This is a genomic window from Achromobacter colocynthidis (assembly GCF_057334535.1).
Genome location: NZ_JBHFIZ010000035.1, coordinates 505,591 through 521,672 on the forward strand (window position 1 = coordinate 505,591; position 16,082 = coordinate 521,672).

A 16,082-nucleotide genomic window follows, 5' to 3' on the forward strand; every position below is an offset into this window, starting at 1 on the left:
GCGGTGTCGGGTTCGGCGTCGAAGGTCAGGCTTTAGGCTCCGGCTTCAAAGCGCAGGCTTCAGGGTCGGCTTGACGGGTCTGGTCCGGCAGCGGCTCCGCCCACGGCAGCGCGCGGCCCGACACCTGTCGCTGGAACAGACACAAGCGCTGGCCGATATGCGAAGGCGGCGCTTGCAGCCGCACCACCAGCACCGGCCCCACTGGCACTGCGCGTACCGTCGCGATGATGACCGGCCCCGAGTCAGCGAGGCCAGGGGAACGGGGGGGATTTGGTGAGTCAGATCCGGAATCCGGCTGCACCGCCCTGCCCTTATCCGGCATCACCGTCCAGGCCAGCAGTTCGCCTTCGTCCACGGCAACTGGCCGCGACTCATCATGTCCGCAAGCCGGGCACCACAGCCGGGCGGGATAGACGCGATGGCCACAGGCGCGGCATTCATCCACGCGGCATTGATCCTCGCGGTGTTCATCCGCATGCAGACTCATGATTCCTCCCGGCGCAGCACGGCCGCGTTGGCGCACATGCCGTAGCGCAGTTGCACCATGCCGTAGCCGGTGACGACGCCATGCCGCGGGCCTGGCAATTGGCGCGCGCCCGCCTGGCCCAACAGTTGTCGCGCCACCTCGACCAGCCCGTGCATGCCGCCCGCCGTACCCGCCTGGCCCGCCGACAATTGGCCGCCCGCCGTATTCACGGGCAGCGCGCGCGTGGCGATGCGGCGTGCGATGAAGCCCGGCAGGTCGTCCGTACCGGCAAAGCCCAGGTCGTGCAATTGCGCCAGCGCCATCGCCGGATAGTCGTCGTACACGCTGACCACATCCATGTCTTCCGGCCCCACGGCCGCCCCGCGCCATAGGCCTTCGGCGAATTCAGCAATGCCGGTCTGCAAGCCGTCGCCTTCCTGCTGGTCCTGGTTGTAGCGCGCGCCGCTGGCCAGCAGCCGCACATGCACGCCCGTCGGTCGCGCTTGCAGCACCAGCGCGCTGGCCCCGCTGACAACGGGCACGCAGTCCAGCCGGCCCAGCGGCGGCGCCACCATTGGCGCTTCCAGGTATTGCGCCAAGGTCAACGGCTGGCGATAGGCCGCGTTGGGGTTATCGGCCGCCCAGCCGCGCTGCGCCACACACAAGGCGCCGTAATCTTCACGGCGCAGCCCCGTTTGCGCCATCTGCCTCTGGGTCAGCATGGCAAACAGCGGGTTGGGCCCGTCGCTACCCAGCGGGCTTAGATATTCCTGCGCGCTGCGGTTGTAGCCGCGCACCAATCCGGCAAAATCCGCGCCCGTGAAATGGTCGCCCGACACCAACACAATGGTTTGCGCCTGCCCCGCTTCCAGCGCCAGCCAGGCTTGGCGCAACAGGTTGATGGCGCTGCCGCCGCCCAGTTCATCTTGCATGCACCAGTTCAGCCGCAAGCCCAGCCGCCAGGCCAGGTCGATGGCGCGGTCGGGGCGCAGCGTGAACGACGCCACGCCCAGCCCGTCTACCTGCGCGGGTGCAATACCCGCCTGACGCAGCGCCTGGCCGACGGCTTGCGCCATCAAGCCCGCCGTCGTGCAGGTGGGCTCGGGATGGCGCAACGCGGGGGTTTCGCCTACCGCGACGATGCCGGGGCCGGGGTCGGGTCCGAGGCTGGCAGACCGGGCCTGGCTCATTCCGTGTCCTGCCTGGGCGGGTTGCGGGTCAACAGCAAGGTCACCACCGTAATCGCCGCCATGCCCACCAGGAACCAGGCCACCGGCGTGGCCGATTCATACTTGCGCAGCAGCGCCATGGCGATCAAGGGCGACAGGCCGCCCGCGAACACCGACGCCAGCTCGTGGCCCAACGCCAGGCCCGTGTAGCGGACTTCGGCCGGAAACAGTTCGGCAAAGTACGCGGGCTGGGTCCCGATCATGGCGGCGTGGCACACCGTGTTGCCCAGGAAGAAGGCCAGGAAGATCCAGAGCGGCTCTTTCGTCTGCACCATCCAGAAGAACGGGAACGCCACCAGCACCAGGCCCACCGAACCAATCAGGTACACCGCGCGCCGCCCGATGCGGTCAGACAAATGGCCAAACCACACCAGCGTGCCCAGCTCGATGAACATGGACACCAGCACGCCGCCCAGCATCACGTCGTTGGGGATGCCCAGGAACTTGCCGTAGGCCAGCGCAAAGGCCAGGAAGATGTACGAACCGCCGTTCTCGGCCACGCGCAAGCCCATCGCGGTCAACACTTGGCGCGGGTAGCGGCGAAACACTTCCACGGCCGGCATGCCGCGCTTGGCCGTCTTCTTGGCCTGCACGAATTCTTCGCTTTCCGGGATGTGCTTGCGGATGTACAGCCCCACGCCAAAGATCAGCACGCTGAACAGGAATGGCAGGCGCCAGCCCCAGCTCATGAAGGCGTCCTGCGGCAATTGCTGCGCCAGCATGAATACGCCGGACGACAGCACGAAGCCGCCCGCCACGCCCAGTTGGCTGAACGACGAGAAGTAGCCGCGCCGCTTGCCACCGACGGCCTCGCTGATCAGCAGCACGCCGCCGCCCCATTCACCGCCCGCCGCCGCGCCCTGCAAGACGCGCAGCACCACCATCGCCACCGGCGCCCAAAAGCCGATCTGCTCGTAAGTGGGAAGCAGGCCAATCAGGAAAGTGGCCGCGCCCATCAGGCCCAGCGTCCACTCCAGCGCCAGCTTGCGGCCGTAGCGGTCGCCGATGTGGCCGAAGATCACGCCGCCCAGCGGCCGTGCCAGAAAGCCCACCGCGAACCCCGCGAAAGCGCCCATGGTGCCCAGCAGCGGGTCCGTGCCCTTGGGAAAAAACAGGTCGCCAAATACCAGCGCGGCCGCCGTGCCATAGATGAAAAAGTCGTACCACTCCATGGCGTTGCCCGCGACCGAGGCCGTCACCACGCGCCGGGTGCGCTTTCTCTTTGCTTCGTCTTCGGCGGACAACGCCGCCCCCTTGTATGCCATCGTCATTGCCGCCCCTTGGATTTTTAGTGGATCAACGGCGCCTCAGCGCGCCACGCGATAGCCGGCGGCGTCCCGGTCCCAGGTGTCGCCGGTGATACCTTCTTCCCGCAAGCGGAACTTGCGGACCTTGCCGTTTTCGGTGCGCGGCAGATCGTCCAGCACGCGCAGGTAGCGCGGCACGGCGAAATACGGCATGCGAGGCTGGCAGAAATCAAGCAGGGCTTCGGGCGTGGGCGCGTGCCCCGCCTTGTAGACCAACGCGGCCATCACTTCGTCTTCGGCCAGTTCGGAACGCACCGCATAGACGGCCACGGTGGCCACGGCCGGATGCGCTTGCAGCACCTGTTCCACTTCATAGGACGAGATGTTCTCGCCTCGGCGGCGGATGGCGTCTTTCAGGCGGTCCAGGAATCGGAAATAGCCGTCGGCGTCGCGCACCACGCGGTCGCCCGTGTGGAACCACAGGTTGCGCCAGGCCTCAACCGTCTTGTCGGCCATGCCGAAGTAGCCCGTGGCAATGGCAAACGGCCGCGTGGCGCGCAGCAGCAGTTCGCCCGGCTCGCCATCGGGCACCGGCGCGTCGTGTTCGTCGGCCACGATGGCGTCAAACTCCGGCGCCACGCGGCCCATCGTGCCCGGCCGCTGCTCGGAAAGCGTGCCGCCCAGGGCGAAATTGGTTTCGGTCGAGCCGTAGCCTTCCAGCAGCGCCATGCCGGTGCGTTCGGCGAACACGCCATGGAAGCGTTCCGGCACCCCGGGCGCCAAAGCGATGCGGGTGCGGTGGCCGCGTTCGGACGGCCGGGCCTCTTGCGCCAGCAGCATCGGCACCATGGCGCCCAGCAGATAGGTAACGGTGGCGTTCGTGGCTTGCAGGCGGTCGAAGTAGCGGCTTGCCGAAAAGCGCTCGTCGCAAATGATGGACGCCCCGGTCACCAGCGCCTGGAAGCAGGCGTTCAGTGCGTTGGTATGGAACAGCGGCAAGCTGGTGTAGAGCACATCGGCATCTGAAATTTCCAGGTTGCGCGCGGCGATCTTGCCCCACCAATAGAACTGCGCGTGGGGGCAGCACACGCCCTTGGACGGGCCGGAGGTGCCCGAGGTATAGAGAATGGCCAGCATGTCGCCGGGCTGGATGTCGGCGGCGGGCAACGGCGGTGTGGCGGCGAGGGATTCCGACGGCGCCAGGGTGGCGGGCGCGGGCAACGCGTGGGCAGCATCGATCTCGTCAAGCAGCCAGATCGCGCGCAAGGCCAATGGGCCATCATCGTCCGCCGTGTCGGCCACGGATGCCAGGCCCGCCAGCGCCGGACAGGAGGCCGCATCCGCCACCAGCAACACGCAGCCGCTATTGGCCAGGATGTGCCGCAGTTGCATGCCGCGCGACGCGGTGTTGATGGGCACCACCACCGCGCCCAGCCAGCCACAGCCCAGCACGATCGACAGAAATTCCTGGCGGTTGCCGGCCATGAGCCCCACCCGATCGCCCCGCGCCACGCCCGCCGACGCCAACCGCGCGGCCCAGCTTGCCGCGTGGGCCGGCGCATCGCAGAACCGCAGCGAGCCGCCCGGGGCCTGCACCCACAAGCGCTCGCCCTGGCGCGCGGCCTGTTCCACCAACAACGACGGTAATGTCAACGCATGCATGACGACGCTTTCCCCGGTTGTTCTGCCGCTACCCTGCCGGTCAGCGGCCTTAGTGAAATTAGTCTAGGAATCAACTATTTATGTGTCAAATTTATGGCTATTATTTATCTTATAAATAGGACTGATATCAAAGGCATGCGTGGACTTCGATCTGAATCTCATGCGGGTTTTCCTGACCGTGCTGCATGAACGCAGCGTCACCCGCGCGGCGCAACGGCTGAACTTGACGCAGCCCGCCGTCAGCTACGCGCTGGGCCGCCTGCGGGAACAATTCGACGACCCGCTCTTCGTGCGTACCGCCACCGGCATGCAGCCCACGCCGGTGGCCTTTGCGCTGGCCGACCCCATCGAACGCGGCATGAACAGCTTTGCGGAAGCAGTCAGCCTGCGCCAGCAATTCGCCCCGGCCACCAGCACCCGCCGCTTTCGCCTGTCGATGTCCGACATCGGCGAAATGGTGTTCCTGCCGCCGCTGATGGAGCGCGTGCATGCGCTGGCGCCGCGCTTGCAGGTGGAAGTGCTGGAAGTTGCGCTGGAGCAATTGCCGCAAGCGCTGAAAGAGGGCGAGGTCGACCTGGCCATCGGCAACCTGGCCGGACTGGGCCGCCATACCTGCCACGCCGATCTGTTCAGCGAGCGCTATGCCTGCATGGGCCGGCGCGGGCACCCGGTGCTGTCGGCAGGGCTGACGCGCGGCCAGTTCAAGCGCCTGGACCACATTCTGGTGGCCTCGCGCGCCAGCGCACACCGATTGCTGAACGACGTCTTGAGCGAAGCCGGCCTGCATCGGCAGCCCTACCTGACGCTGCCGCATTTTTCGGCCGCCGCCGAAATTGTCCGCCGCACCGACCTGACGGTCACGTTGCCCTACCGCGCGGCCATCTGGTTCAACCGCGACCACGCTTTTGACATCCGCCCACTGCCGATCGCCCTGCCACCGCTAAGCGTGACCGTGCACTGGCACGCGCGCTTTGAAAGCGATCCGGGCACGATGTGGCTGCGGCGCCAGGTCGAGGCAACCCTGGCGGATCCGAACCCGGCATGATTTGATCGAAATGCGCAACAGACTCTGGCAAAGACAGGGATAGATCGGCGCGAATGCCGCTACTAGACTGGCGTCCTTACCCCTCCACTCACGAGCCGCCGCCATGTCTTCCTTCCCCACCTTTCGCCGCCTGCTGCAAAGCGCGGCGCTGACCTTGTTGATCAGCCCTGCCTATGTTGCCCACGCCGCCGGCACCGATCTGCAACTGACCCATTTCAACCCCGGCAACGACGGCATCTTCCAAGTGTCTTCCGTGCTGGTCAGCGGCCAGCGCGAAGCCATCCTGATCGATGCGCAGTTTGGTAAATCACAAGCCGAAAAAGTGGTGAAAATGGTGCGCGACAGCGGCAAGACGCTGACCACGATCTACATCAGCCACGGCGACCCCGACTTCTACTTCGGCCTGGACACCGTGGTGGCCGCCTTCCCGAATGCGCGCGTCGTCGCCACCGAACCAACGGTGCAGCACATCAAGGAAACGGTGGACGGCAAGCTGGCGTTCTGGGGCCCCAAACTGGGCGCGGATGCGCCGTCCCGGGCCGTGATTCCGCAGGTGCTGAAAGGCAGCACATTGACGCTGGAAGGCCAGGCGCTGGAAATCACCGGCCTGGACGGCCCGCAACCCGATCGCAGCTTTGTGTGGATTCCGTCGTTGAAGGCCGTGGTGGGTGGCGTCGTGGTGTTCGGCAACCTGCATGTGTGGATGGCCGATACGCAGACGCCGCAATCGCACAAGGATTGGCTGGCCACCTTGGCGCGCATTGAAGCGCTGAAGCCGGTGACGGTCATTCCGGGCCACTACGCACCGGGCGCACCGTTGACGCTGGAATCCGTCCGCTACACGCAGGGCTACATCCGCGCCTTTGACACGCAAACCGCCAAGGCCGCCGACAGCGCCGCGCTGATCGCCGCCATGAAGGCGCAGTACCCGCAAGCGGGCGCCGCCGCGTCCTTGGAGTTGAGCGCCAAGGTCGCCAAGGGCGAAATGAAGTGGTAGGGCAATGCAGGGGGACGATAAACGCGTGATGCCCTGAACAGCGATGGCGCCCCGCTTCCAGCGAGGCGCCATCGCCTTATGCCATCACCTTATGCCATCCCCTTATGCCATCGCGGCCAGCATCAAGTCCAGGTTCTGCACGGCCGCGCCGGACGCACCCTTGCCCAGGTTGTCGAACACCGCGGTCAGCAACACCTGGCCGTGTTGTTCGTTGCCGTAGACCGCCAAGCGCAGGTCATTGGTACCGTTGAGCACCTGCGGATCCAGATGCGTGTGGCTGGCGGCTTCCTGGCGCGGCACCACCTGCACATGCGTGGTGTCCACGTAGTGCTGGTGCAGGCAAGCATGCAATTGTTCGCTGTTTACGCCAGCCGGCAGCAAGCGCGTCTGCAACGGAATCGTCAGCACGATGCCCTGGCGAAACGCGCCGTAGGCCGGCACGAACACCGGGCGCTGCGTCAGCCCCGCATGCGCTTCGATCTCGGGGGTGTGCTTGTGCGCCAGGCCCAAGCCGTACAACTGGAACGCCGGCCCTTGCACGCCGCCCGCCCCTTCATAGGCATCCACGCTGGCGCGGCCGCCGCCCGAATAGCCCGACACCGCATGCACGACCATCGGATAGTCGGCGGGCACCAGCCCCGCCTGGATCAAGGGGCGCAGCAAGGCGATGGCGCCCGTGGGGTAGCAGCCGGGGTTGCTGACCCGCTTGGCCTGCGCGATCACGTCGGCCTGCCCCGCGCTCATCTCCGGAAACCCGTACACCCAACCCGGCGTGGTGCGATGCGCCGAACTGGCGTCGATGATGCGCACCGCCGGGTTCACCACCGACGCCGCCGCCTGGCGCGCCGGCTCGTCCGGCAAGCACAGGATGGCCACGTCACTGGCGTTGATGGCGTCGGCACGGCGTTGCGGATCCTTGCGTTCGGCCTCGGGCAGCGTCAGCAGGCGCAGGTCGGTACGGCCGTTCAGACGTTCATGAATCTGCAGGCCGGTGGTGCCTTGGTCGCCGTCGATAAAGACTAGGGGGTGGGTCATGGCTGCTCCGTCGAGGGAGGGGTTGATCAGGGATGAGGGTTTAGGGGTTGAGGCCGCAGAGTTAGCAGCGGTTACGTTCAAGCCGTATCTTCGGCCTGGCTCGTCGATAAGAAAAGTCGAATATCATGACCGTTCAATTCATGTTTACTGAACGTCAACCCCATGCGTGAAATCAGCCTGGATCGCCTGCGCACCCTGGTCGCCATTGCCGACCTGGGCTCATTCGCCGAGGCCGCCCGCGCGCTGCATCTGGCGCCGCCCACCGTCAGCCTGCACGTGGCCGATCTGGAAGCCCGCATCGGCGCGCCGCTTTTGACGCGCAAGCGCGGCCAGGTCCGGCCCACCACCATTGGCGACACGCTGCTGGAACGCGCGCGCCGGCTGCTGGCCGAAGCCGACCAGGCGCTGGACGATGTGCAAAGGCAGGTGCAGGGCTTATCCGGCCGCGTGCGCCTGGGCGCCTCCACCGGCGCCATTGCGCATCTGCTGCCCAGCGCCTTGGAAACACTGGGCCGCCATCACCCCGGTATCGACGTGCAGGTGGCGGTGCTGACCTCTCAGGAAACCTTGCAGCGCTTGAACGACGGCACGTTGGACGTGGGGCTGGTGGCGCTGCCGCAGCCGCCTATCGATGGCCTCGTCATCAAGCCCTGGCGGCGCGATCCGGTCATGGCCTTTCTGCCGGCAAGCTGGCAGGCGCCCGCCCGCGTCACACCCGCCTGGCTGGCGGACCGTGCGCTGATCCTGAACGACGCCACCACGCGGCTGTCGCGCCAGACCGGCGAATGGTTCGCCGCCGCCGGACTGAACCCGCGCCCCCGCATCCAGCTCAATTACAACGACGCCATCAAAAGCCTGGTGGCCGCCGGCTACGGCGCGACCCTGCTGCCGCACGAAGCCACCGCGCCCCAAGCCGACCCGCGCATCATCATGCGGCCGTTGCGCCCGGCGTTGTGGCGGCCGCTAGGCATCGCGCACCGCGCGGAAAAAGTGGAACGCGCCACCCAACACGTGCTGGACGTGCTGTGGCAATTGCGAGCGACGCAGGGTGCCTGAATGCGGCGGATGAATGTGGCCCTGAAAGCGGTAACGAAAACGGCAATGAAGCGTACTAACGGTACTGAACGGCACTACGGCACGGCACGTATCCACGCGTCGTCATATTAGAATTCGTCTGTGAAAACGACTCTGTCCCCCACTCCCCTGTCGCCCGCCGACTACGAACTGCTGGCTGACTTCCGCTATGCGCTGCGCACCTTCGCGGCCTTCAGCGAGGGCGCGGCCGGCGCCTTGGCGCTGACCCCGCAGCAGCATCAAACCCTGCTGGCCATCAAAGGCACCCGCAAAATCCCGACCGACCGTCGTGGGCTGTACGTAGGCGAAATCGCCGATCGACTGTTGATCCGCCCGCATACGGCCGCCGAATTGGTCAACCGCCTGGCCCGGCTGGACCTGGTCAGCCGCGCGGCCGCTCCCGAGGACGGCCGTCGCGTTGAAGTCGTGCTGACGCCAAAGGCCGACAGGGTATTGGAAAGCCTGTCCACCGCGCACCTGGAAGAATTGCGCGCCATGCGTCCCTTGTTGGGCCGCTTGCTGGCGCGCATCGGCGACGACGCGACCTGAGCGCTTCGGTGCATAAGCACATAAGCGGGCGCTAAGCCGCCGCGTGATAAATTGTCGCCCCACGACATATTGCTTGCACGCGAGGAGAGGGTTTTGGGGGTGGCATTCAAGCGCTGGCTGAGCGCGTTCGCGCCAGCGCCGGTAGGCGTCAACGGGCGCGAAAAAATCCTTGGCGTGCTCGGCGCGCTGCTGGGGCTGTTCTGCACGGAATGGGTAGGCCGGCACGCACTGGGCGCGGCCAGCCCCTGGTTCATCGCGCCCATGGGTGCGTCGGCTGTGCTGCTGTTTGCCGCGCCCGCCAGCCCGCTGGCACAACCCTGGTCCATCGTGGCGGGCAACGTGGTGTCGGCGCTGATCGGCGTGTTCTGCGCCCAGATGATTCCGCTGCCCGGCTTGGCTGCGGCCGTCGCGGCAGCCCTGGCCATCGGCGCCATGTTCAGCCTGCGCTGCCTGCATCCCCCCGGCGGAGCGGTGGCCTTGACCGCGGTGCTGGGCGGGCCGTCCGTAGCCAGCCTGGGCTATGGCTTCGCGCTGTGGCCGGTGGGTCTGAATTCCTTGATCCTGCTGTGCATTGCCGTGGCCTTCAACGGCGCTCTGAAACGCAATTACCCCCGCCGCCATGCCGACCCGGCACAGGGACATCACACCCGCGACGCCGCGCCCAGCACCCGCCTGGGCTTCAGCCGGGCCGACCTGGACGATGCCCTGGCGCAACGCGGCGAGCTCCTGGACATCAGCAAGGAAGACCTGGAAGACATCGTACTGGCCGCCGAACTGCGCGCCAGCGTGCGCCGGTTTGGCGAGGTGTCGTGCGCCGACGTCATGTCGCGCGATGTCGTCACCGTGCAGGAACACGAGCCCCTGGACCACGCCGTGCGCCTGTTCGACAAGCACCGGCTGCAAGCCTTGGCGGTGGTTGACGCGAACGGTCGTTATGCCGGCATGGTGTCGCAGGCCGACGTGCTGGCGCGCAAGGCCCGGCCGCTTGCCGGCACGCCGGATGACGCCGCGCCGCCGCGCCAGCGGGTTTCCGACTGCCTGCGTAGCGAAGTGCCCTTCGTCACACCGGACCTGCCAGTCATCGAACTGGCCCGGCCCATGTCTGACGCCCTGCATTGCGTGCCCGTGCTGGACGCCTCGCGCACCCTGGTCGGGCTGATCACGCAGTCGGACCTGGTGGCCGCGCTGTACCAGATGACGGTGTCGGCCAATTCACAGGCTAATTCGCAAGCCGATCCGCAAGCCGATCCGGCCGGCCAGGCCTCCCCGCGCGCCGCGTGACGCCTCCGTAGCCCTACGGATTCCGGGGCGCAACGGCCGCAGGGCATAATTTCACCCGTGAATCCCCTATCGCGCACGCGCGCCCTCCTCTGCTGGCTGGTCTTGTTCTTTCTGGGCGCCGCCTGGATCGCCCGCCAGGAATACCTGGACCTGCACGACCGCTTCTTCCAGGCCACCAGCATCGCGCAGCGCATGTTGAGCCAGAAGACGGTGCAGCACGAGGCCGTGCTGGCCACGCTGACCGCGCTGTCGCATCCGCCCACACCCGAACGCTTGTATCCCAGCCTGCACCCGGCCATGCCGCAACTGTTGGGGCTGGGGTACCTGGCCGATGGCGCCTGGGCGGGCAGCGTGCCCCCGCCGTCGGCCTTGTCCGCCACCGTGGCGCGCGCCCGCGAAGCGGGACGCCCGGTGACGCTGCCGGTGGACGAAGCGCGCTACTGGCTGGTTGCGCCCTCCAGTTGGAGCCTGCTGCTGGACGCCCGCCAACTGGTGCCCGAGGCGGACTTTCCCCCGGGCCTGGGCAACCTGAGCCTGATGTTGAACGGCAAGCCGCTGGCGCTGCTGTCCAAGCAGCCAGACGATGCGTGGGGGCTGACGATGACCCTGCAAAAGCCGCTGGGTGCGGCCAGCCAGGCCTTCCCGATGCGCAGTATCCGCACGCTGACCCCCGGCTTCTGGCCATGGAAAGCCTGGCTCTTCTGGGCCGTGGCCAGCGCCCTGTTGGTGGCCGCCGCCGCCGCGTGGCAGCGCTCGCGCGCCGAGGCGCACCGGCAACAGGAACAGGCCCGCCTGGCCACCATGGCGCGCCTGGGCACGCTGGGCGAAATGGCGGCGGGCATCGCGCATGAACTGAACCAGCCCCTGACCGCCATCCTGGCCCAGACCCGCGCTGCCCAGCGCCTGCTGGACGACGAGGACGAACGCCCCGCCGTGCGCCACGCGCTCTTGGCCAGCGCTGAACAGGCCAAGCGCGCCGCCGACATCATCAGCCGCATGCGCGCGCTGGTACAGCCGCGTTCCCCCGCCCGGCGCGAAACGCTGGACCCGGACGCGCTGGTGGCTTCGCTACTTTTTCTGCGCGAGGCCGAACTGGCCCGGCTAGGCATCCGCCTGGCCTGGAACAACGCCAGCCCCGGCGCGCGGCCGCTGGGAGACCGCGTGGCGCTGGAACAGATCCTGCACAACCTGGTGCAAAACGCCGCCGACGCCCTGGCCGGCACCAACGGCACGCGGCTGATCCAACTGGAAGGCCGCGCCGACGGCGACGAATACCGGTTTACCGTCAGCGACACCGGCCCCGGCATCGCCGCCGACGCGCTGCCCCGCCTGTTCGCCCCGTTCTACACCACCCGCGAGCAAGGCATGGGGCTGGGGCTGGCCTTGTGCGAAACATTGGCCGGATCCATGGACGGCCGCATCGCGGCACGCAATCTCAAGCCCTCGGGCGCTTGTTTCACCGTAAGCCTGCCGCGCTCGGAGGCTCCCGCATGAACACCCCGGACGCGCGCACGCCCGACCATTCCCCGCTGGTGTACCTGGTGGACGACGACGACGCCGTGCGCGATGCGCTGGCCCTGCTGCTGCGTAGCGTGGGCCTGCGCAGCGTGGGCTTTGGCGATCCGCAGGCCTTTCTGGCGCAACTGAACGCCGGCGCCATCGGCTGCGTCGTGCTGGACATCCGCATGCCCGGCATCAGCGGGCTGGATGTGCTTGGCCGTTTGGCCGCGCAGTGCGACCTGCCGGTCGTCATGCTGACGGGCCATGCCAACGTGGACCTGTGCCGCCGCGCCGTCAAGGGCGGCGCCATGGAATTCCTGCAAAAGCCCGTGGATGACGACGTGTTCCTGGACGCCGTTCAGGCCGCCGTGCGCACCCACATCGCCAGCCGCGAAAAACTGGCCGTGACCCAGGCCGCCGCCGACCGGCTGGCGCGCCTGTCCGGACGCGAACACGAGGTGCTGGCGCGCATCGTGCAAGGCATGAGCAACAAGGAAATCGCGCGCGAATTCGACCTGTCGCCACGCACCGTTGAAACGTATCGGGCCAACGTCTTCGCCAAGCTGGAAGCCGACTCGCTGGCGCAACTGATCCGCCAATACGCCACCCTGCTCGACTAGCCCGCCGCCCTGCCCTCCGTAACGCTACGGAGGCACGCGAGTAGTCGGGCGTATACCGCCCGCCGCGCGTTTTGGACACACTGACTGCTCCTGATGACACCCACAAAAAGGATGCAGACCATGACGCGTACTACCCTTGCCACCCTCTTCTCCTCGCTGGCCGCCACGCTGGCTTTCTCCGCCGCCACCCACGCCGCCGTGCTGACGGAAACCAACCTGTCGATGGCCGATGCGCAAACGCTCGCCACCGCCACCGTTGCCGCTTGCCAGGCCAAGGGCTACAACGTCAGCGCATCCGTGGTGGACCGCGCCGGCCTGCTCAAGGCCTTCGCCCGTGCCGACAACGCCGGCCCGCACACCATCGAAGCCAGCCGCGCCAAGGCCTTTACCGCCGTGTCCGCCAAGACGCCCACGCTGACCATGATGGAGAACGCGCAGAAGAATCCGGGCGCCGCCAACCTGACCGACATTCCGGGCTTCCTGCTCTTGGGCGGCGGCGTGCCGGTCAAGGCGGGCGACAAGGTCATCGGCGCCATCGGCGTGGCCGGCGCGCCCGGTGGCCACCTGGACGCCCAGTGCGCCGACACGGTGCTGCAAGACAACGCAGCAATGTTCAAGTAAGAACGCTGCGGGGGCCAGGGGGCATGCCGGGATTGGCGCCCACGCCGGCAACAGGCTAGGCTTACGGCGCCACAGTCTGAATAAGCCGGTACCCACCATGCCCCTGCCGCCGCGCCCCGCCCTGCTGGACGAAACGCTACGCATCGTCGCCCGCCGCTATCGCGTGCCGGACACCCCCGAAGCCGCGCTGGAAGCGGCCCCTACCCCCACCCGCCGCCATTGCACCAGCACGCTTGCCGTGGCCATTGATCAGGCGCGGCGGGCGCTGGCCCGTTCAGATTCGCCGCCCGCCACGGTCAAGCAGACGTTCATCGACGCGCTGGCGCAGCTGATCGGCGAAGCCATGCGTGAGAATCAGGGGGACCCCGCCATCCAGGCCATGGTCCTGCGCCACCAAGCCGTGCAGGTACGCGAATACGCCTCGTTGGCGGCTGGCGCCGAGCCCGACCGGCGTGACGTCGTGGCGGCCGTCAACGCCATTGCCCACCCGGCCAAGCTGCAACGCATGCCGCCCGGCGCGCAGCGCGATGCCCTGGCCGCGTTGCAAGCCGCCGTGTCGGCATCGGCGTGGGCGACGCTGTCCGATGCCGTCGAACGGATCAACGCCATACCCGACGCCGCCGGCGATTCCGCCATGGCGCGCAGCCTGGCCCGGCTGCGCGACGGTTCCGCCCTGGAACGCCTGTCCCGCTTGGACGCCTTAGCCTGCGACCCGCTGGTGCAGCGGTATCAAGCGCTTTGGAACCGCAATGGTCCCCGCTCCGGCACACCTGGCGCGGTCGCGCGAGGGCTCGCCGCGCAACAACGCGGCGCCGCCGTCGAGGCACAGGCGGCGCAAGCACTGCAAGCCCTGGCGCGCCGCCTCAATACCGAAGCGTCGCTGGGCACGACATCGGAGCCCGACGCCTACCGGGTGGTGACCTCGATGCACGTGCCGTCCGAACTGCCCGGCTCGGCTGACCGGGCCAAGAGCGAGTGGGACGCCGCCCTGCTGCGTCGCGCCGGCCCGCCCGACGCTGACCCCGTCTGGGACGTTTGCCTGCTGGTCGAGGCCAAGGCGTCGGTGGACGCGGCCAGTACCGACTTCCCCCGCTTGCTGCGCGGCGTGCAACGGCTGGCGCAGGCGGACGCCGGCGTCGTCTACCCGTTTCTGTCGCATCAAGGCACCGTGGCGCTGAGCGGCGCATCCTTAAGCGCCTTGCCCACACCAGGCCCCGACCTGGCGGGCGCCGTGCTCTATTGCTGTGACGCGCCCGCCGACGAACCCGTCGACGTGCCGCGCTTGCTGAACGCCGCTTGCCGCATGCAATTGCTGTCCGCGCCGGCCAGCGTGGCCTACGCCAGCCAGCTGGCGCGGGGCGAACCCGCCGACGCGCAAGCGCTGGAGACCGTTTGGCACGGATTGCTGACGTCTGCGCAATGGGCCGGCGTGCTGAATCAGTACCCGCTGCTGCATCAGGTGCGCGCGCTGATGGTGCACACAGACGACCTGTTTGCAGCCACGCAACACGCCCGCCTGTAACAGATAACGGGGCAGTTTTCCCCGTAAAATCCCGCTGTCGGCAACACGTGTCGGCGCCACGCTGATACCGCCGGGATGCACGTCGATCTCTACACCCTTTACCTACTCGTCATCGGGACGCTGCTTGCCAGCGCCGGGATGCTCTATTGGGAATACCGGACCAATACCCGGCGCGGCAAGGAACTGGGACTGCTGGCCGTGGGCTTCACCACCATCGCCACCGGCTGTACCGTGGTGCTGTTGCGCAGCCACCTGCCCGCGGCGCTCGGCCCTGGGCTAAGCAACTTCATCATCCTTAGCGGCTATCTGCTGGTTCTGCACGGCGTCGCGGCCTTCAACGGCAAGCAGTATCGCTGGACCTCGGCGGCGTTGCTGGCCATGACGGCCGTGCTGTGGACAGCGGCCGGCACGCGCTGGCAAGGCATCATGTGGAGCTACATCAGCGCGGCGCCCATTGCCGCCGTGGCGGCCCGGCCCGCCTGGGAAATGTGGCGCTGCACGCCACTGAAGCCGCTGGCGCCTCGGCGCTTCGTCGTCGCCATCACCGGCATCCATGCCTTGTTCTACGCCTTCCGGGCCTTGATCCTGCCCTGGCTGGTGGGCGTATACGGTCCCTCGGTCCAACTGGCATCCAGCAACATCACCATGTACGAAGGCGTGCTGTATTCGGTATTGCTGCCGATGGCGCTGCTCAAGCTGGTACGCGAAGAAGCGCATGGCCAGTTGTTGCGTGAATCGCAAACCGACTACCTGACGCGCCTGGGCAACCGCCGCTGGTTTTTCGAGGAAGGCACGCGCCTGTTGCACGCCCATGCGAACCATGGCCCGGTGGCGGTGCTGGCGTTTGACCTTGACCACTTCAAGTCCATCAACGACCAACACGGGCATCAGGCGGGCGATCTGGTGCTCAAGGCGTTTGCCGACATCGCGCAGAATGTGGCCGGGCCGAGCGTGTTGTTGGCCCGTATCGGCGGCGAAGAGTGCGCCGCGCTGCTCACGGGCGACGAGGCGCGGCGCGCGCAGGCGCTGGGCGAAGCCGTCGCGCAACGCTTTGCCGACACGGTTTCCGAACAGGTGGATCGCAGCGCCATCCGCGCCACGGTCAGCATCGGGCTGGCCCGGTTTGACCACAACGCGCCGCCGCTGGCCGATAGCCTGGCGGCCGCTGACCGCGCCTTGTACCGCGCAAAATCGCTGGGTGGAAACCGGTTGGAATTGGCCTGACAGCCCCAAG

General features: G+C 67.5%; 14 protein-coding genes and 1 pseudogene. 10 read left to right on the forward strand and 5 right to left on the reverse strand.

Features of this window, described 5'->3' with window-relative positions; genetic code table 11:
- Nucleotides 1–25: 25 nt before the first annotated feature.
- The 4 genes and pseudogenes from ACE04A_RS17995 to ACE04A_RS18010 form a co-directional block, all read right to left on the reverse strand.
- Entirely contained in the window at nt 26–487 is a 462-nt protein-coding gene (locus ACE04A_RS17995; protein ID WP_448718950.1) for a zinc ribbon domain-containing protein, read from the reverse strand.
- Entirely contained in the window at nt 484–1,656 is a 1,173-nt protein-coding gene (locus ACE04A_RS18000) for a thiolase family protein (RefSeq protein ID WP_485820366.1), read from the reverse strand. The genes ACE04A_RS17995 and ACE04A_RS18000 overlap by 4 nt, the downstream gene beginning before the upstream one ends.
- On the reverse strand, nt 1,653–2,966 hold the full coding sequence (locus ACE04A_RS18005) for an MFS transporter (RefSeq protein ID WP_279997064.1): 1,314 nt from the start codon (nt 2,964–2,966) through the stop codon (nt 1,653–1,655). Before ACE04A_RS18005 ends, ACE04A_RS18000 begins: the two co-directional genes overlap by 4 nt.
- Nucleotides 2,967–3,002: 36 nt before the next feature.
- Nucleotides 3,003–4,616 (reverse strand): annotated as a pseudogene (locus tag ACE04A_RS18010) (ATP-dependent acyl-CoA ligase); the annotation flags it as partial.
- A gap of 127 nt (nt 4,617–4,743) precedes the next feature.
- Here ACE04A_RS18010 and ACE04A_RS18015 point away from each other — a divergent pair.
- Nucleotides 4,744–5,649, forward strand: coding sequence for a LysR family transcriptional regulator (locus ACE04A_RS18015; RefSeq protein WP_259247271.1), 906 nt, complete (start codon nt 4,744–4,746; stop codon nt 5,647–5,649).
- Nucleotides 5,650–5,752: 103 nt separating this feature from the next.
- The gene (locus ACE04A_RS18020; RefSeq protein WP_279997061.1) at nt 5,753–6,646 is read left to right on the forward strand and encodes an MBL fold metallo-hydrolase; all 894 of its coding nucleotides are present in this window, start codon (nt 5,753–5,755) and stop codon (nt 6,644–6,646) included.
- A 102-nt stretch (nt 6,647–6,748) separates the two neighbouring features.
- Here the strand turns inward: ACE04A_RS18020 and argC are convergent, their stop codons facing one another.
- Nucleotides 6,749–7,681, reverse strand: coding sequence for an N-acetyl-gamma-glutamyl-phosphate reductase (gene argC, locus ACE04A_RS18025; RefSeq protein ID WP_259247267.1), 933 nt, complete (start codon nt 7,679–7,681; stop codon nt 6,749–6,751).
- 162 nt (nt 7,682–7,843) lie between these two features.
- On the opposite strand from argC, the gene ACE04A_RS18030 reads away from it, so the two are divergent.
- The 8 genes from ACE04A_RS18030 (at nt 7,844) to ACE04A_RS18065 (ending at nt 16,072) form a co-directional block, all read left to right on the forward strand.
- A complete protein-coding gene (locus ACE04A_RS18030; protein WP_259247262.1) occupies nt 7,844–8,737 on the forward strand; it encodes a LysR family transcriptional regulator in 894 nt (297 codons plus the stop codon).
- 120 nt (nt 8,738–8,857) lie between these two features.
- Nucleotides 8,858–9,304 carry a MarR family winged helix-turn-helix transcriptional regulator gene (locus ACE04A_RS18035; protein WP_485820367.1) on the forward strand — a complete coding sequence of 149 codons (447 nt, stop codon included), beginning with the start codon at nt 8,858–8,860 and terminating at the stop codon, nt 9,302–9,304.
- A gap of 93 nt (nt 9,305–9,397) precedes the next feature.
- Nucleotides 9,398–10,585, forward strand: coding sequence for an HPP family protein (locus ACE04A_RS18040; RefSeq protein ID WP_485820368.1), 1,188 nt, complete (start codon nt 9,398–9,400; stop codon nt 10,583–10,585).
- A gap of 57 nt (nt 10,586–10,642) precedes the next feature.
- The gene (locus ACE04A_RS18045) at nt 10,643–12,079 is read left to right on the forward strand and encodes a sensor histidine kinase (protein WP_448718955.1); all 1,437 of its coding nucleotides are present in this window, start codon (nt 10,643–10,645) and stop codon (nt 12,077–12,079) included.
- A complete protein-coding gene (locus tag ACE04A_RS18050) occupies nt 12,076–12,705 on the forward strand; it encodes a response regulator transcription factor (RefSeq protein WP_485820369.1) in 630 nt (209 codons plus the stop codon). The genes ACE04A_RS18045 and ACE04A_RS18050 overlap by 4 nt, the downstream gene beginning before the upstream one ends.
- Nucleotides 12,706–12,825: 120 nt before the next feature.
- The gene (locus tag ACE04A_RS18055; protein ID WP_438859474.1) at nt 12,826–13,326 is read left to right on the forward strand and encodes a GlcG/HbpS family heme-binding protein; all 501 of its coding nucleotides are present in this window, start codon (nt 12,826–12,828) and stop codon (nt 13,324–13,326) included.
- Nucleotides 13,327–13,423: 97 nt separating this feature from the next.
- Nucleotides 13,424–14,848 carry a 3-deoxy-D-arabino-heptulosonate 7-phosphate synthase gene (locus ACE04A_RS18060; RefSeq protein WP_448718957.1) on the forward strand — a complete coding sequence of 475 codons (1,425 nt, stop codon included), beginning with the start codon at nt 13,424–13,426 and terminating at the stop codon, nt 14,846–14,848.
- Nucleotides 14,849–14,923: 75 nt separating this feature from the next.
- Complete coding sequence (locus ACE04A_RS18065; protein WP_485820370.1) at nt 14,924–16,072, forward strand: GGDEF domain-containing protein; 1,149 nt, start codon at nt 14,924–14,926, stop codon at nt 16,070–16,072.
- The last annotated feature ends 10 nt before the right edge of the window (nt 16,073–16,082 follow it).